This is a genomic window from Pseudoalteromonas sp. SR41-7 (assembly GCF_014163935.1).
Taxonomy (GTDB): Bacteria; Pseudomonadota; Gammaproteobacteria; order Enterobacterales; family Alteromonadaceae; genus Pseudoalteromonas; species Pseudoalteromonas distincta.
In genome coordinates, this window is the sequence record NZ_JACJEF010000018.1 from 75,907 (window position 1) to 93,690 (window position 17,784).

A 17,784-nucleotide genomic window follows, 5' to 3' on the forward strand; every position below is an offset into this window, starting at 1 on the left:
TAAGGAATGTTAAAAATGAAAATTATATTTGCTGCTTTACTTTTACTCTCATCGGGTGTCAGTGCTAACAATTACCAAGAAGAAGTTGATAAATTTTTTGAATTGTACTCTGATGAAAAAATAAGCGATGCTGTTGATTCCATTTACGCAAGTAATAAATATGTATCGTCGATACCTGACCAGGTAAAACAGATAAAAACACAGCTATCCTCACTTGATGATCTTGTTGGTGAAATTAATTTCATTAATAAGGTTTCTGATTATAAAGTTGGGGAGCTTTTTGTTCATGTAACCTACCTAGTAACCTACGATAGGCAGCCTATTCGTTTTGAATTTCAATTTTTTAAAGTGAAAGAAGGTTGGAGAATTTATTCAATGTCTTTTGATGACAATATCGATGAAGATATAAAAGAACTAGCAAGAAAAGCTGCGCTAAAAAATTAATGTATTAATAAATTTAGTCGTTTTAGTAAAAATACTTTTTTAGAAAGAATCGTTATGAAGTGCAAGCTAAGCTTTCTATTAATTATATTTCTTAGCCTTTTAGCCCGTGCCGATGATATTGGCAATCAGCATATTCCGTATCAACCGGATGACTCACGTACTCCTGATGGCAAAGAGCAGATGCGCAAAGGTATGAGTTTTTACTTAGGTGCGCACACGTTGTTTGAAAGCACACTGCTTAATACATTTGTGTTTAACAATATAGGCTTTGCTATTCGTTATAAGAGTCATGCAAAGGGCATTCACCCGCAAAGTAAGCAGCCAATAGAATACACCTCCACAATGATGGAAGTGATTGAAGTTGAAAATGGTAAAGTGGCGATGATCCGCAAGTACCACGAATAACAAATAAGGATATATATGAAACATTTACTTATCGCACTATCAATATTAATGCTTAGTGCATGCGCTAGTACAAAAAGTGATTTTAGATTTGATGGTTCTACACCTGAGTCAACTCAGGCCGGAGTTAATAAAGTTTTAAAGACATTAAAATCTCAAGATGTAATGCGCTTTATAGGCGCCTTAATTGCAATTCAATTTTCTGATGTGCAAAGCGCAGAAGATGTTTTAGGCGACCCAACCATGATGAATGAAATGAATTATTTTATTATTGGTAAAAAAATTGATGGCTTAAATTATTATGAAGTACTGGATCTTGCGAGTTCATCTTCATCGAAAGTGGAAGTTTCGGTAGCGAAATAGTTTCAGCTTTTTTTCTATCTAAAAATATAATTTTACGCCATTGAAGCACTGTATCAATGGCGCTTTTTATACAGTAAGGCTATTTATACATAGCTATTTTTTATGGTAGTTAATTTTTGTAAAGCACCCTATACAGCTAAATGCAGAGTATCGGCATGATCTTGGCTTTTATTATAAGAATAGGCGCTACTTTTATGTTACTGCCTGCTAAACCTCTTTCCCGCCATGGCTCTGTGCAAGGTCATCAAGTTCGGCGCAAGTGTAATCAAAACCACTTTCGTCGTATTCGTATGTCACTTTTACACTATCGCCGCCATTAAAAAGTCGTGTTTTTACATCGTTAACCGGCCAGTCTTTGAGCTCGTGTAAAAATCGGTTAGCAACTTGTGAAGATTCAAAACAATAGCGAATTTCTGTTTTCATAAATAATAAAGCTCTGGCTGTTTACCCCAGCTGCTAGCGCATTATTAATGGGGCGTTCATGATTCGGTTACAAAAAATAAAGAGTTAAATTGTAAATTTTGTGTTTCAATAAATGCATTAAACTCGGTACACACTAACGTACTTTAATTAACAAATGATGACGACTTTACATGCATTATAAATTTGCTCTTATCGCAAGCTCGGTTTTTATACTAAGCGCTTGCGGTGGTTCAGGCTCCGATGATACGCCAACCGTTAACGGAAATAAAATCCCCATTTTGTCAGTCGCTGATATTCCTAGTGAATTAAGTAAAGGCCAAACAATTGAGCTAACAGCAACAGCCAGTGATAAAGACGGCACTATTACATCTGTTGTGTGGCAACAAACGCAAGGGCCTGAACTAATTAGTGGGACTTTAGAGGCAACAACTACTTCAGTAACACTGCTAAATGCGCAAAGTTATAAGCCTGTTGATTATGCTTTTTCGGTAACAGCAACCGATAACGAAGGGGCAAGCAGTGTAAAAACGCTAAGCTTTACTGCACGTAATAATATGGATGACATTAGCGCCGCACGGTTACTACACCAAGCAACAATGGGACCTAAGCTTAGTGAAATACAAAACGCACAAGGTTTAAGCGAGCAGCAATGGCTTGATAAACAAATAGCGCTACCTATTAATTATCACCGTGATTATTTAGTAAAGTTAAATGACGATGATGACTTTAAATACATAAGCCGCATAGACGCATGGTGGAAGGCAGTAATGCAAAGTGACGATCAACTTCGTCAACGTGTTGCATTTGCGTTAAGTGAAATATTAGTAGTGTCGGATGAAAACAGTGCCTTAAGAGGCCAACCTGAGGGCATGATCACTTATTACGATTTGCTACTAAAGCATGCCTTTGGTAATTATCGTGACTTACTCGAAGATGTCACGCTTTCGCCTATTATGGGAACTTACTTAAGCCATTTGGGTAACGAAAAAGCAGACGATGCACTTAATATTCGCCCAGATGAAAATTACGCACGTGAAGTAATGCAGTTATTTACTATTGGCCTTGAAGAGCTAAATCTAGATGGCAGCGCCAAGCTTGATGCACAAGGTAATACTATTGCTACTTACGGACAGGTCGAAATAGAGGGTTTTGCACGCGTATTTACTGGTTGGACGTTTGCCGATAGTGAAACATTTAAGCGTAAAAGTCGTGACTATATTAAACCAATGGAAGCATTTGACGAGTACCATTCTAGTAAACAAAAAACCTTACTAAATGGCGAGGTTATACCACAAGGTTATACAGCAGAAGAGTCATTGCAAATAGCGCTCGATAATTTATTTAACCATCAAAATGTTGCGCCATTTATTACTAAGCAACTTATTCAGCGATTAATTACGTCAAATCCAACCCCCCAATACGTCGAACGAGTAGCTAATGTGTTTGTTGATAATGGCGCCGGTGTACGCGGCGATTTAGCGGCTGTAGTAAAGGCTATATATTTAGATGATGAAGCACGGCATTTTGGCTCAGTGCTTAACTATCAAGGTAAAATTAAAGAGCCTATCTTAAAAACCGTACAGTTTTGGCGAAATCTCGATGCTAAATCGCCAGCGGGTTATTATAAAACATGGAATTTAATAAATAGCTACGGGCAAGGACCCATGCAGTCGGCTTCGGTATTTAACTTTTTTAGGCCTGATTATCAAACCGCAGCTTTGCGAAATGAAGGTATTGTTGCGCCAGAGTTACAAATAGCAAACGATGCAACACTGATTGGCACCATGAACGCGCTTTACGCAAGTTTAGTGTGGAGTACCGCTGAAGCACACAGTGATTTAAATTCAAATGGTATTTATGTTTATATTCAAGACGACATGAATGTTTTAGAGAAAAACGGTGTTAGTGCGCTATTAACTCAGTACAACACGTTATATTTTGCAGGCGCAATGAGCAGTGGCACACGCCAAGCATTACTTGATTTAGATGCCTACTTTAATGAAGAGCAATACCGTGAACGGGTTTCGTATTTATTATATATGATTGCTATTTCACCTGAATTTAACGTGCAGTATTAGGAGCGCATAATGAGCATTAATAGAAGAGAGTTTTTGTCGTTATGTGTAAAAGGCAGCGTATCGGCTGCCGCGTTAACGAGCCTGCAATTACAAGCATTAACTGGAGCGACTAATGCCGTTGAGCTAGGTGATTATAAAGCATTAGTGTGTGTGTATTTATACGGGGGGAATGATTCGTTAAATATGCTCGTTCCGCTTGAAGGCGAGCAACGGAGTTTGTACAAGCAAAGCAGGCAAAACCTAGCGGTAGAAAGCCCACTTGAGCTAAGCATTAAAAGCCAGTTTGCAGGTGGCGTAGGTATTCATCCTTCACTTGAACCGATACAAAATGTGTTTGAATCTCAAAATTTAGCATTTATAGGCGGGGTAGGTACTTTACTCGCTCCCACAACATTGAATGACTATAAAAATAAAACAATAGGTTTGCCTAAGCATTTGTTTTCGCATAACGATCAGCAAGCTGCGTGGATGTATGGTCGAGAAAAACAATCACTTAATAGCGGGTGGGGCGCACGACTTTTAGAGCGTTTAGAGTTACAAGATGAGTTTGCAGCTAATGTATCACTCGACGGTACTAATTTATGGCAAACGGGAAGTGCTAGCAATGCATTTGCGCTTAACAAAAGCGGCATTAGTAGTATTAACGCGTTTGGAGGGTATCAACCTCGTAGCGAGCACGTAACTTCTATTATGAACCGCTTACTAGGCAATACGAGCCATCCGTTAAGTACAGCTTATGCCAATGGCTTAACAAGTGCGATAAATAACACTCAAGCAATGAACAGCGCGTTAGAAAGCGCGCCTGCACTTATTACCCCATTTAGTGATAATAGCCTTAGTGAGCAATTTGCAGCAGTAGCTAAAACAATTAGCGTACAGGCAAAATTGAGTACTCAGCGCCAAGTATTTTTTGTTTCTATGGGGGGGTATGATACGCACGACAACCAATTAACAACGCACCCTGCTTTATTAAATACGTTAGCTCAAGGATTAAGTGAATTTGATAGCGCAATGAAAGAGCTTGATATGGCTGATAAAGTGACTACGTTTACTATGTCTGATTTTGGTCGCACGTTGACCTCAAATGGCGATGGCACTGACCATGGTTGGGCAGGGAACCAAATAGTAATGGGCGGCGCAGTAAAAGGCGGCAATATATATGGCGAGCTATTAACTCAACATTTGGATGGCGCACAAGATACCGGTGGCGGGCGTTTAATTCCAAGTGTTGCTAATGAGCAGTACTTTGCCACATTGGCTCAGTGGTTTGGTGTGCCAAGCTCTGAGCTTGCTGATATTTTTCCTAATTTAAGTAACTTTGATTACACAACATTGGACTTTTTTGTGTAATTAGTCGCTAATAGTAATCTAAAAGCGCTTGTTAGTAGTATAAGCTACTGGTTAATAGTGCTTATCTGTTTCAATAATAAAAATCACACACAATAAAGGAATTGTAAAATGAAAGTTTTAGTGAGCTTAGTTAGTTTAATCGCTTTTTTACTCGTACTACTGCCAGGGCCTTTGTATAAATTTGGTATTGTAGAGCTAGGAACTGCGTTTGCTGGTTTTAAATTTGGTGTTTACGCTGGTGGCGCTGCATTGGTGCTACTTATAGTACAAGCGTTATTTATGCGTAAAACGTTAACGCTAAGCAGTGGTGTTATTGCGCTTGTGTTTTCGGTTGTGGCTATTGCTATGCCACTTAACATGATGAACAAAGCTAAAAGCGTACCGGCAATTCATGATATTTCAACAGATTTAGTTAACCCACCAAAATTTGTAGCAATTGCGCCACTGCGTGTTGAAGCACCAAATCCAGTAGAGTACGCAGGTGAAGAAACGGCAGTACAGCAACGCAAAGCATACCCTGAACTGGCAACGTTAAGCTTTGCACAATCTAAAGCCGATTTGATGGCAGCAAGCGAACAAGCAGTTAAAAATCTTGGTTTTGCAGTGGTAAGTGCAAACACGGCTACAGGTATTGTAGAAGCTACTGATACAACCACATGGTTTGGTTTTAAAGACGATGTGGTAATTCGTATTAAAGATGAAGGCAGCCAGCGTTTTGTTGATATTCGTAGTAAATCGCGAGTAGGGCGTAGTGATTTAGGAAAAAATGCAGAGCGCATTCATTCAATTATTAATGAACTAAACAGCTTACTTGCAAAATAATTAAATTTAGCGCCCTAGTACTAACGATTGAGCCCAAACACTGTTTGGGCTTTTTTGTGCCTATTTTATATTGTCAGGTTCTATTCACGGGCTATGGACTATGCTGTTGATGATTTAAATTTTTAACCACTATGGAGTTATTATGAAAACAGTAGGATATGCAGCAAAAAGCCAAGGTTCTGAATTGACAGAGTTTTCTTTTGAGCGCCGCGATTTGCGAAATAACGATGTAGAAATTGAAATTTTATACTGTGGTGTGTGCCATTCAGATTTACACGCCGTACGAAATGATTGGGGTGGCAGTGACTACCCGCTAGTACCTGGGCACGAAATTGTTGGTAAAGTTATGTCGGTAGGTAGCGACGTTAAAAAATATAAGCAAGGCGACACAGTTGCTGTGGGTTGTATGGTTGATTCGTGCCAAAGTTGCGATCAATGTGATAACGACGAAGAGCAATTTTGCCGCGAAGGCATGGTTGGTACGTACGCAGGCAAAGACCGCGTTAGTGGTGAAATGACCCAAGGTGGATATTCTAAGCATGTTGTTGTACGCGAAGAATTTGTACTTTCTGTACCAGAAAATTTAGACCTTTCACGCGTTGCACCGCTACTTTGTGCAGGTATTACTACGTATTCGCCACTTCATAAGTGGGGAGTACAAAAAGGTAGCCGTGTTGGTGTTGTTGGTCTAGGTGGGCTTGGTCACATGGCCGTTAAAAATGCAGTTGCAATGGGCGCAAGCGTTACGGTAATTGGCCGTAGTGAGTCTAAAAAAGATGATGCGGTTAAATTAGGCGCTCAGCACTATTTAGTGTCATCTAATGATGACGAAATGAAAGACTCGCAATCTGCCTTTGACGTCATTATAGATACAGTCCCTGTAAAACATGATTTATCTATTTACACACCGCTACTTGATGTGGATGGTACATTAGTTATTGTTGGCCAAGTTGGTCCGGTAGATGAGCTAAGCACGGTGCCATTATTAATGGGTCGCCGTCGTATTGCAGGTTCACTTATTGGTGGTATTGCAGAAACACAACAAATGCTCGACTTTTGTGGTGAAAACAACGTGCTACCTGAGTGCGAAATGATCAACATTGACGAAATTAACACGGCATACGAGCGTATGGAAAAATCTGACGTACGATACCGCTTTGTTATTGATATGGCATCGTTAAACGCTTAATTTACTAGGTAAATTAAAAATAAAAGAGCCGCTAATTAGCGGCTCTTTTTGTATTTTAAATTAACTCGAACTCAGTTAATTAGTAGCTTGCGCTGTTGGTTGCTGTTTGTTTAGTTGTAAGTAACTTAACAGCCACATACCCAAACCACCTAAAAACAATGCAGCTGCTACGTAACCTGTTTGATTAGGTGCAGCACCTTGCGCTATTGCTATTCCGCCAACCCAAGGACCTATAGCATTGGCAGTATTAAATGCGCACTGTACTAAGGCACCAATCATAGCGTGGCCTTCGGGCGCAACGTCCATTAAAAGCGTTTGAATCAGCGTAGCCAAGCCCACACTGCAACCAATAAAGAAGATCACCGCGTAAAGAGCCCAAATATTATGGCTTGCCGTTACATATGCAAAGGCAAATACAATAGTACATACAAGCGCAAGGCCAGTCGTTTTAATTGCTGATTTATCGGCAGCTTTACCCAGTACATAGTTACCGAGTGTACAACCGATACCAAACATTACCATTGCGATAGAAATAGTATACGGAGCTGTTTTTGTTACCACTAATATGGTGTCGGCAATGTAAGTATAAATACAAAACACTCCGCCAAAGCCAATAATTACAATACCCAAAATGGACCAAACCAGTTTATTTTTAAGTACGCCAAACTCGTTTAGTAAGTTAGAAGGCTTAGCGTTATCGATACTAGGCACTACTTTATAAACAAAAACAAAAGCAATAAAGGCCAGTACTGCAGCGCCAGCTAAACAATAACGCCAACTTAAATTTTGACCTACAAGTGTGACTATAGGCACGCCAACAATAGTAGCCACAGTTAAACCCATAAACACCTTAGACATAAAGCTAGCACGCTTACCTTTTGGAGCAATATCTGATGCTAATAAAATAGCAGCACCAAAATATGCACCATGAGGTAAGCCACTTAAAAATCTAAATATTACAAGCTGCTCAAGCGATGTTGCCATCGCGCTTAACCCGTTTGAGATAAACATTAAGCTTATAAAAATGAGCAATGCTTTGCGCTTTCTCATATTAGCAGTAGTGAGCATTAAAATAGGGGCGCCAACGACAACACCAATGGCGTAAGCACTAATTGCGTAACCACTTTGTGAGGGCGTTGAGCCAAATGTTTCGCTAATTAGTGGCAGCATAGGCATCATCGAAAACTCAGATAATCCTAAAATAAATGTGCCAAGTGCTAATACGAGTAAAATAGCGGTTCTGTTAAGTTGACTAGATGCCGACGTTACATCTGATGTCATAGATGATCCCTTAAGATTTAATTTTAAAAGTGAAACAGCACAATAAATTCTGAATAGAAAATATTATATGTATGCTTAAATTTTGGTGTGAGAGGGTAGTCTGTGAGAGTGCTATTTTAAGTTAAAAAAAGTACAGAGTCATGCATAAATTAGTGTTTTTGTTAGGTTTTTGAAATGTTAATTAGAAGAAAATACTACTTAAAATTTATAAAATAAAAAAACTATTTATAAAGCATGCATCTATAAGGTGTTAAATATTCGCCGAAAGGTTATTTAGAGCTTATATTTACAGTATAGTTACATATTTGTTTAACGTTATTCTGCTAATGTTTTTACTAATTTACTCCTTAAGGTTTTTATATGTTTGGTATTTCTAAAAGAAACGCAAAAATTGAAGAAATGGAGCTTCAATTAATTCAAAAACAGTCTATCTTGTCGGCAATTAACAAGCATGTGGCTTATATAGAGTTTACACCTGAAGGAATAATATTAGACGCAAATCAGTTATTTCTAGCTACTGTTGGTTACAACAAAGAGCAAATAATTGGCAAACATCATCGCATGTTTTGCGAACCTGAATATGCAAAGTCAGACGAATATAGCCAATTTTGGCAAGCATTAAAAACCGGAGATTCTAAATCAGGATCGTTTTTAAGATACAAAGCTAATGGCGATAAGCTTTGGCTTGAGGCAACTTACTTTCCTGTAGAAGAGCATGGCGTAGTCACTAAAGTGATTAAAATAGCCTCTGATATTACGACTAGTTACATACAACGAAAGGCACAAGAAGCGATAGCTAGTGCACTCGATAAAGCATTGGCTACAATAGAGTTTACCCCACAAGGTAATATTTTAAGCGCAAATCAAAACTTTTTAGCAACAGTAGGCTACAGCTTAAAAGATATTGTAGGTAAACATCATAAAATGTTTTGTACTGAAGTGTTTTATGAGAAAAACCCACACTTTTGGAATGAATTAGCGCAGGGGCAGTTTAAGTCAGGAAAATTTAAACGTATTGCCGCCGACGGTTCAGAAATTTGGCTAGAAGCTACTTATAACCCAATATTAGATAACAAAGGTAATGTAATTAAAATAATTAAGTTTGCATCAAATATTACTGATCGTATACACAATAATAATGCAGTGACTGAAGCCGCTGCAATCGCGTATGAATCGGCGGTAGCTACAGCGCAAACCGCTAAAAAAGGTTCTGAGATACTACAAAGTTCTGTTGCAAACTCAGATGCCATTGTAAGCCAAGTTCTTAAGTCAGTTGATTTAATTAAAAATCTTAATGAACAATCAGCTGTAATAGGCTCCATTGTTTCTACAATCAGCAGCATTGCTGATCAAACTAATTTACTTGCACTCAATGCTGCTATTGAAGCTGCACGTGCTGGTGAATACGGTCGAGGTTTTGCTGTAGTAGCTGACGAAGTAAGGCAACTTGCAGCCAGTACGAGTAGTTCAACTAATGAAATAGCGACCGTTGTTAAAAATAACCAAGAGCTCACTAATGATATATCAAGGCAAATTACGTCGGTTTCAGACTCTTCAGAGCAAGGCCGAGAGCTTATTGCGAATGTATCTGAGGTTATTAAAGAGATTGAGCGAGGGGCTGATATTGTTTCTCAAACAGTCGCTGAGTTAAATACTTAATTTATTATATGACCTTTTAGATTAAACACGCCTAACAACATTCAAAATTGATAAAGTGCGACAATATGTCGCGCTTTTGCTTTTGCAGTTCACACTATAATTACGCCAATTATTACAGTGGCATAAATTAACAATGGTTTATAAAAGCAAAACTCAAAAAACTTACTTACTTTCCCCTGTCGCACTTTTTATTAGCGGTGTGCTATCTACTTTTGCATTTGCCGACGATACGCCTTTAGAAGTAATTGAAGTACACGGACATGCTCAAAATAAGCATTTAGCACTTGGTTCGTCAGAATCGTTATTAAGTGATTTAGGTGTCGACTTTTCAGCTGCGGGCGGCGTATCTAACCTCCCTATTTTAAATGGTTTAATGGGCGACAGAGTTAAAGTGTTAATTGATGGCGCAGATGTAACCGCTGCATGCGCTAATCATATGAACCCGCCACTTTCGTATATCTCGGCTAATCAAATTACGTCTTATAATGTGGTTGCAGGCGTGTCGCCAGTGAGTGCGGGCGGCGATAATATTGCTGGCGTAATAAGCGTTAATTCTATTTCACCACAGTATAGCGATAGCAATGAATTAGGTTGGCACTCAGGTTATGTGTCAGCAAAGTACAGTAGTGTTGATAACGGACGTAAGCTTGGCGTTGGTGCACGTTTAGCAAGTGAAACGCTTAGCCTTAATTATCAGGGTTCGTTTAGTGACGCAGATAGTTATGAAGACGGTAACGGCGATGTAGTATTAGATACATTGTACCGAGCACAAAATCATAGTTTAACCGCAGCTATGCGCGATGATAAACAGCAATTAGTTATAAAGCTAACGCATCAAAAAATCCCATATCAGGGATTTGCAAATCAGTATATGGATATGACCGATAACACCAGCTACGGTGCAATAGCTCAATACAAACGCTCCTTTGAAAACAGCGAGCTTGAAGGGCAAGTCAACTGGCATAGCGTAAAGCACGAAATGGGTTTTTTTAGCCAAGAAAAAACAGGCATGATGCCAATGAAAACCGATGCACAAGATATAAGTACGCAGCTTAAATGGCGTATTGCGCTAGATAAAAACAGCAGTATTTTACTCGGCCAAGAATATTACAATTACAGCGTTGATGATTGGTGGCCAGGTATTGAAGGCTCAACCATGATGGGCCCCAACGATTACGTAAATATAAACAACGGTAAACGAGAGCGGATAGCAGCATTTGCAGAATTTGAGAGCCAAGTAAATACAAAGTTATGGTTAAACGCAGGCGTACGCATTGAAAGTATTAATACCCACGTTGGAGAGGTTCAATCATACAACGATGGTATGAGTATGATGAGCATGGGCGGTATGGTTATGGATACTTCTATAAATAATGCTGTTGCAGCTAAGACATTTAATGCTGGAGACAGAGATAAAACCGACACCATAGTTGATGCTAACTTATTAATTAACTACCAAATAACAAATTATGATGAGCTGCAATTTGGTCTTGCCCGTAAAAACCGCGCGCCCAATTTATACGAGCGATACAGTTGGGGTGTAAGCACCATGGCAACCACCATGATTGGTTGGTATGGCGATGGTAGTGGCTATATTGGTAACCCTGATTTAGACGTTGAAACTGCGCATACAATAAGTGCTACTTATATTAAATCGGCTAAAGATGATGGTTGGCGATTAAGTACCAATGTGTGGTATACCGATGTGAGCGACTATATTGATGCTGATATTGTAAGAAGCTTCAATAGTTATAACTTGGACAATACAACGCGTAACATTTTTCAGTTCACTAATGTAGATGCCATTTTGTATGGTGCAAAAATAGATTTAACAGCCAACATTTATGAATCTAAGGACTTAGGTAACTGGCAGTTACACGCTAATGTTACTAATACGAGAGGCAAGCGCGACGATACTAACCAGCCGCTTTATCAAATTAAACCACTGCAGACCCAGCTAGGTATTAGCCAGCAAATGGGTCGGTTTGAAAACGCATTATCTTGGCAGTGGGTCGATAATAAAAGCCGTGTAGATAATAATCGTTTTGAAAACCAAACAGACAGCTACAGCTTGGTTAATTTAAGCTCTAAAGCCACATGGGATTCATTAACGCTAAGCGCAGAAGTGAGTAACGTGTTTGATGAGTACTACCAACTCCCACTAGGCGGCGTAAGTATTGCAGCACTTAAACAAGATAGCAGCAACGGGTTTGAACAACTTGCTGGGCAGGGTCGTTCATTTAATGTAAGCATTAGTTACGCGTTTTAACTAAATTAAATTTTAAAATAAAGTAAAAGCCATAACTGTGTTATGGCTTTTTTCATACGCTTTAATATGTAAGCCGTAAACTTATTTTATGAAATATTTGTACGCAAAAAGCGTTCTATTAAGCACGCTTGTACTAATTTTACAGCGTTATTTTAAGGCAATGCAGTAAAAAGCAGTAACTTGTTCATCACCCAATGATTAGGAAGTACAGTGTTTAAGCAATTTAAAAATAAAGTGATGGGTGCGCCAACAGCTATGGCCGGTTTAGCTTTGGGTATTGCTAGTATGGGATGGACATGGGAAAACGTTTTTAATTTAAACTCCCAAGGGCAATTTTTGGGAGCGGTACTAGCTGGCGTATTAGTTATACTTTTGGCTGCTAAATTTTTACTACACCCTAATTTATTAAAAGCCGATTTAGCACACCCAGTTGCAGGAAGTGTGATCCCTACATTTGCAATGGCTAATTTTGTTATTTCAAACTCAGTTGGGCAATTTAACCCATTAGCTGGTGATATTATGTGGGTTTTAGCTTTTGTGCTGCATCTCACATTTTTGGTGAGCTTTTTATACCAGCGGGCAAAAAAGTTTGATTTTGAAGATATGGCACCTAGCTGGTTTGTGCCACCAGTGGGGATCATTATTGCAGATGTTACTTTTTTGGGTAATCCGACATTAGCGTGGTTAGCTTATAGTGCGTTAGTTATTGGTGTATCAACGTACGCCATAATGCTGCCAATTATGTTTTATCGTTTTTTATTAGCCTTAAAAAGTGACTACGAAATGCAGCCAACACTTGCCATTTTAGCGGCGCCTGCCAGTTTAACATTAGCGGGGTATTTTCATATTGTAGCTAATCCGTCACTTGTTATAGTGGGCGCATTATTTATATTAGCGATAATAAAAACACTGATTGTTTATGTGTTATTTATAAAGTTATTAAGCAGACCTTTTACGCCGAGCTACGCTGCTTTTACATTTCCAATGGTTATTGGGGCAACTGCATTATTTAAAATGAAAGACTGGATGCAAAGTATAAACCTCGCAATGCCATATGTAGATACAGTTAATTACTTAGCTACGTTTGAACTTATAGTTGCCACGGCAGTGGTTGGTTATGTAAGTGGTCGGTACTTTTGCCACTTTAAATTATCAAAGCAACAGGTAACGTAAAGTTACTCTTGGATTACCTGTGGCTCATTATTTTCTTGCTCAGCTAGTTTTTCGCGCTCAGCTTTTGACACATAAGAGGGTTTGTTGCTTTTGTGTAGTTTAGCGTTAGTGCGTTTATCTTTTTTTTGAAATTTAGTGACGATTTTTTTACGACGGTTCACAATTAAATACTCTCTTAATTTTAAGTCGCGCATTATACAGTCATCCTCATAAAAGCTGCTATATAAATATTTAACATGAACTCTGGGTAAGAGGTTTACCAGCGTATTGAACTATAGTGATATTTAAATTTATTTTCTCTAGCCAGAGATTTTCAGTGAAAACAAGGCGAACTTACGCGTCAATAGCTGGCCTATTGCAAGTAAGTTCAACGCAGTTAGCGCTGGAAATAGCTGCTTGAGATAGATTTATTATCCAGAGTTCAGGTTATTTACCTTAAGTAATCTGCGCGTTTGGCGTAAAGAGCTATAAGTAAGTAACTCATAGCGTTATAATTACCGCTCTTAGCTATTAATTAAATGGGAATTGTTTTGAAAAAGTTAGCTTTAGCCAGTATTGCTTTATTTGCATTTGGCGCACATGCGCAGTTAAATAAAAATATTGATAGCGTTGCCGATTACGCAGTAAATACCTACCAAAATGCTCAAATACACACACTAACTAACTTAGTGGCTTTTCCGACGGTTAATAAAAGCGACATTAGCACTCCTCAAAATCCCGATTTTATTGGCTTTAAAGCACTTTTAAAAATGAAAGCCGCAGAGCTTGGTTTTGACTACCAAGATTTAGGCTACACCGTCTTAATTGGTATGGGCGAGCAAAGCGAAAAAGTAACGGTAGTAACCCACGGCGACGTGCAACCTGCTAATGCAAGTAAATGGAAACAAAGCCCTTTTATTATTGATACATCTGAACCGGGTAAATTAGTTGGTCGTGGTACTGAGGACGACAAAGGTGCAATAGCAACAGCGCTTTACGCCATGAAAGCAATTAAAGATAAAGGCATCACCCTTAATAACCGTATTGAGCTTATGATTTACCTTGCTGAGGAGTCTGATTGGGGTCCGCTTACTCAATTTATGAAAACGTATGAACAACCAAAATATGCAGTAACGATTGATGCATCATACCCTGTAGTGGTTGCCGAGAAAGGCTGGAGCTTAATTGCACCTACTTTTAATGCAACATCACCACAAACGGGTTTATATGTAAAGGATGTAACTGGCGGTGCGTTTAGAAGCCAAATTCCAGAAGACGCCAGCTTAGTGCTTCACAATGCAGACGCGGCACTTATTAATACATTAAAAGCAAAAGCTAAAACATTAAATAAAGTTGAATTTAACTTTAGTGAAAAAAGTAATGGTTTAGCAATAAGCGTTAAAGGTATGTCGGCGCATTCATCTGAGCCGGAGTCGGGTATAAATGCTATTGCTTATTTAGCTGAGTTATTTAAAGGTGTGAAGCTTGAAAATAACAGTGACGGCGAGCTAATCGACTTTGTGAATCAGTTAATTGGTTTAGACATTCACGGTAAACAATTTGGCGAAATAGCTTACAAGCACGACTTTATGGGCCCAATGACAGTGGCACCAACCGTTATTGAGCGCGATGCTAATGCGCTAACACTTGCTGTAAATGCACGTCGCCCAATGGGTAAAGACGAAGCTGTATTACAAAAGCAAATTGATGATGCACTCGCTAATTGGCAAGCTACTAACAATGTAACACTTGCTAACATAGAAACAATTATTGGCACACCTATGCTACTTGATGGCGCGCCACATGCGCAAAAGCTACTTGATATTTTCAAGCATTTTACGGGTGACGAAAAAGCTGACTTTGTATCGATTGGTGGTGGGACTAATGCAAAGCTGTTTGATAACGCGGTATCGTTTGGTCCTTCAATGCCAGGTAAGCGCTACACAGGTCACTCAGAGCATGAATTTATGACACTTGAGCAACTAGAGCTTAATTTGCGTATGTACACAGCGATGATGATAGAGCTGGGTAATATGTAAGTTATAGTTGTTTAGTAAAAGCCGCCTTGTTTGACTGAAGTGACCCCAGTAAGGCGGCTTTTTTGTACTTATTAAAATTGGGCTACAAAGCTAAGGTTGTATACATCGTAGTTATCATTATCAGTGTAATTAGCTGTAAAGTAGTAGCTATCATTAATAAAGTACTTACCTTCAATCACTAAATCAGAATCGTTTGAGCCAATACCGACTGCAACATGTTTATTGAAGTAATAGTTTGCGAGTACATTAAAAACTGAGTCGTCGCCAACATCTAGATAGTCAACATTTACAGCAAAATAGCTGTCATCATAAAGATGGGCAAAGTAACGTGATGATAGGTCCCACGACTCTGTTTCATCATCTGTTTCAACAGTAAAACCAATGTAGTCGGTGTCGTTAATTTCATGATTATACTGAGCTTTAAACAAATAAACTGTATCGCTATATTCATAATCTAACATACGTACAGATACTTTTATTGAATCAGCAAATAAGTAACCTAAACCTAGTGAATAGTTGTCGGCATCACCAATATTAGGTAGTTCAAAAGTTGCAAAAGCATTGCCGTAAAAGCCTTCTCCAAAAATACCTTTTCCACTATAACCATCTGAATTAAAATAATTTAAGCCTATATTGCTATCTGTATCTAAGTAGCCAAAATCATCCCACACACCTGAATTTTGCTGCTTCTCAAAGTAATAGTGAGTTGATAACCCGTACACATCATCGTTGTAATAATCAGAATCAATTTTTGCGTAGTTTATAGAGTTAAACCATTGTTTTGATTCTGACTGCTCGGCGTTTACAGACGCTGTGCAGCTAAGTGCGAGTAAAGTGAGTGACATTAAAAAGCGCATAAGTATCCCTTCTTATAATTAAGTAAATTTGTTACTAGAATGGGTATTATATTTGTGAGGTTTTATAAGGCAATTAAATGATTGTAATAAAGTGTTTAGATGTTGTTAGTTTTCCTAATTAAAAAATTAGGTTTACCTCAGGCAAGTTTTCAAAGCTTGGTTTGGCAAATAAATACCCTTGCATAAGCTCAACACCTGCGTTTTTTAGCCACTTATATTCTTCTACCGTTTCAATCCCTTCAGCTAGTGCGGTGATGTTTAAATCGCGAAACATATTTAAGCAATGAGTTACTATTAGTTGGCGTTTTTTGTCGTTGTTAATATCGCGTATGAGCGCCATATCAAGCTTGATAATATCTGTTTGAAAGTCAGCCAGTAGATTTAAACCAGAATAACCTGCACCAAAGTCATCAGTGGCGGTTTTAAATCCGAGAGACTGATAGTAATCAACAATGCGTTTAATGTGTGCGGTGTCTTCTATTTTTTCAACTTCAGTAAATTCAAACATAATATTTTGAATTGGAAAGTTATACTTTTTTGCAGCTTCTAGTGTGGTGCGTATACATCGTTCTGGTTTATAAATAGCATTAGGTAAAAAATTAATACTTAGCATTGATGTTATGCCCAGCTTTGCGGCTAGTTGAATAGCTTTAATACGACAAAGCTGATCAAATGCATAGCGGTTGTCTTCATTCACTTTTGAAATAATTGAATAAGCAGACTCGCCATTTAAACCTCTAACCAATGCTTCATAGCCATAAATTAGGCGAGTTTTACAGTTTATAATCGGTTGAAAAGCCATAGAAAAATCAAATTCAAGATCGTTGGCGTCAGCACAATTACTACATGTCACTTTTTCGCAATCTTTTGATTTTTCGCTCATTTAGCTCATCCTCTTATGCATATTTGTTTAGGTTAGTTGAGATTAGATTCTAACACAAATAGATTAAAGTATTGTTTTTTATGTTTTTATACGTAATAAATAACTATGTAATTAAATGAAAAATAATGACTAATGTCAGATCACTTAGTGACATTTGGCAGGTGTGTACGTTGCTTATTAAAACAATAATAGCGACATACATTACTTGGAGAATATAAATGAGCAATACAATTACAATAGGCAAAAAAATTAAAGCATATTTACTTATTTTAACTTTGCTAAGCGTTATAAATTTACTAACTTCGCCTAGTTATATCTGGGTAGTATGGCCAGCGCTTGGGATGGGAATTGGGCTAGTAGTAAGTGCTTTGAGTAGGAATAAATCTAGGGCGTATTGATTTTTGTGGATTGAAATTTATTCAATCTAGGGGCGATTTAATCGCGGCGTGAGGTTTGTAACCTAGTGGGCTCGATAACTGCTCCTGCGTTATTCTACTGGCTTACATCCATGTAAGAATAAGTAAAAACCGAGCAAAGCTTCCGCGTCCTGCTCACGCCCCTTACCTACATCCA

The 17,784-nt window shown here is 38.4% G+C and carries 16 protein-coding genes and 1 pseudogene; 12 read left to right on the forward strand and 5 right to left on the reverse strand.

Annotated elements, in window-relative coordinates; genetic code table 11:
• The first annotated feature begins 15 nt into the window (after positions 1-15).
• The 3 genes and pseudogenes from H5092_RS18325 to H5092_RS18335 all read left to right on the forward strand — a co-directional run bounded on the left by H5092_RS18325 (position 16) and on the right by H5092_RS18335 (position 1,209).
• Positions 16-444: a hypothetical protein gene (locus H5092_RS18325; RefSeq protein WP_024593532.1), complete on the forward strand. Its 429-nt coding sequence runs from the start codon at positions 16-18 to the stop codon at positions 442-444.
• Positions 445-531: 87 nt separating this feature from the next.
• A pseudogene (locus tag H5092_RS18330) lies at positions 532-849 on the forward strand (nuclear transport factor 2 family protein); the annotation flags it as partial.
• A gap of 15 nt (positions 850-864) precedes the next feature.
• Entirely contained in the window at positions 865-1,209 is a 345-nt protein-coding gene (locus tag H5092_RS18335) for a hypothetical protein (RefSeq protein WP_182695038.1), read from the forward strand.
• Between the two features lie 207 nt (positions 1,210-1,416).
• Here the strand turns inward: H5092_RS18335 and H5092_RS18340 are convergent, their stop codons facing one another.
• The gene (locus tag H5092_RS18340; RefSeq protein ID WP_002958138.1) at positions 1,417-1,632 is read right to left on the reverse strand and encodes a hypothetical protein; all 216 of its coding nucleotides are present in this window, start codon (positions 1,630-1,632) and stop codon (positions 1,417-1,419) included.
• 170 nt (positions 1,633-1,802) lie between these two features.
• Here H5092_RS18340 and H5092_RS18345 point away from each other — a divergent pair, with 170 nt between their 5' ends.
• From H5092_RS18345 to H5092_RS18360, 4 genes are all read left to right on the forward strand, one after another.
• Positions 1,803-3,710 (forward strand): DUF1800 family protein, encoded by a 1,908-nt coding sequence (locus H5092_RS18345; RefSeq protein WP_182734491.1) that lies wholly within the window; start codon positions 1,803-1,805, stop codon positions 3,708-3,710.
• Positions 3,711-3,719: 9 nt separating this feature from the next.
• A complete protein-coding gene (locus H5092_RS18350) occupies positions 3,720-5,060 on the forward strand; it encodes a DUF1501 domain-containing protein (RefSeq protein WP_182734494.1) in 1,341 nt (446 codons plus the stop codon).
• 108 nt (positions 5,061-5,168) lie between these two features.
• Positions 5,169-5,882: a DUF1499 domain-containing protein gene (locus H5092_RS18355; RefSeq protein ID WP_182734496.1), complete on the forward strand. Its 714-nt coding sequence runs from the start codon at positions 5,169-5,171 to the stop codon at positions 5,880-5,882.
• A 142-nt stretch (positions 5,883-6,024) separates the two neighbouring features.
• Complete coding sequence (locus H5092_RS18360) at positions 6,025-7,071, forward strand: NAD(P)-dependent alcohol dehydrogenase (protein ID WP_076925125.1); 1,047 nt, start codon at positions 6,025-6,027, stop codon at positions 7,069-7,071.
• Between the two features lie 75 nt (positions 7,072-7,146).
• Here H5092_RS18360 and H5092_RS18365 read toward each other — a convergent pair whose 3' ends face one another.
• Positions 7,147-8,352 carry an MFS transporter gene (locus H5092_RS18365; protein WP_024598262.1) on the reverse strand — a complete coding sequence of 402 codons (1,206 nt, stop codon included), beginning with the start codon at positions 8,350-8,352 and terminating at the stop codon, positions 7,147-7,149.
• A gap of 360 nt (positions 8,353-8,712) precedes the next feature.
• Between H5092_RS18365 and H5092_RS18370 the strand changes: the two genes are divergently transcribed.
• The 3 genes from H5092_RS18370 to H5092_RS18380 all read left to right on the forward strand — a co-directional run bounded on the left by H5092_RS18370 (position 8,713) and on the right by H5092_RS18380 (position 13,453).
• The gene (locus H5092_RS18370; RefSeq protein WP_182734498.1) at positions 8,713-10,011 is read left to right on the forward strand and encodes a PAS domain-containing methyl-accepting chemotaxis protein; all 1,299 of its coding nucleotides are present in this window, start codon (positions 8,713-8,715) and stop codon (positions 10,009-10,011) included.
• Positions 10,012-10,144: 133 nt separating this feature from the next.
• The gene (locus tag H5092_RS18375; RefSeq protein ID WP_182734500.1) at positions 10,145-12,280 is read left to right on the forward strand and encodes a TonB-dependent receptor; all 2,136 of its coding nucleotides are present in this window, start codon (positions 10,145-10,147) and stop codon (positions 12,278-12,280) included.
• 210 nt (positions 12,281-12,490) lie between these two features.
• Positions 12,491-13,453 carry a TDT family transporter gene (locus tag H5092_RS18380; RefSeq protein WP_182734503.1) on the forward strand — a complete coding sequence of 321 codons (963 nt, stop codon included), beginning with the start codon at positions 12,491-12,493 and terminating at the stop codon, positions 13,451-13,453.
• Between the two features lie 2 nt (positions 13,454-13,455).
• Here H5092_RS18380 and H5092_RS18385 read toward each other — a convergent pair whose 3' ends face one another.
• Entirely contained in the window at positions 13,456-13,647 is a 192-nt protein-coding gene (locus H5092_RS18385) for a DUF2986 domain-containing protein (RefSeq protein ID WP_182693613.1), read from the reverse strand.
• A gap of 336 nt (positions 13,648-13,983) precedes the next feature.
• Between H5092_RS18385 and H5092_RS18390 the strand changes: the two genes are divergently transcribed.
• Positions 13,984-15,471 carry a dipeptidase gene (locus H5092_RS18390; RefSeq protein WP_182734506.1) on the forward strand — a complete coding sequence of 496 codons (1,488 nt, stop codon included), beginning with the start codon at positions 13,984-13,986 and terminating at the stop codon, positions 15,469-15,471.
• Positions 15,472-15,542: 71 nt separating this feature from the next.
• On the opposite strand, the gene H5092_RS18395 is transcribed toward H5092_RS18390, so the two are convergent.
• A complete protein-coding gene (locus H5092_RS18395) occupies positions 15,543-16,328 on the reverse strand; it encodes a putative porin (protein WP_182734509.1) in 786 nt (261 codons plus the stop codon).
• A gap of 118 nt (positions 16,329-16,446) precedes the next feature.
• Positions 16,447-17,211 carry an EAL domain-containing protein gene (locus H5092_RS18400; protein ID WP_182734511.1) on the reverse strand — a complete coding sequence of 255 codons (765 nt, stop codon included), beginning with the start codon at positions 17,209-17,211 and terminating at the stop codon, positions 16,447-16,449.
• Between the two features lie 218 nt (positions 17,212-17,429).
• On the opposite strand from H5092_RS18400, the gene H5092_RS18405 reads away from it, so the two are divergent.
• A complete protein-coding gene (locus H5092_RS18405; protein WP_182695029.1) occupies positions 17,430-17,609 on the forward strand; it encodes a 2TM domain-containing protein in 180 nt (59 codons plus the stop codon).
• Positions 17,610-17,784 lie beyond the last annotated feature (175 nt).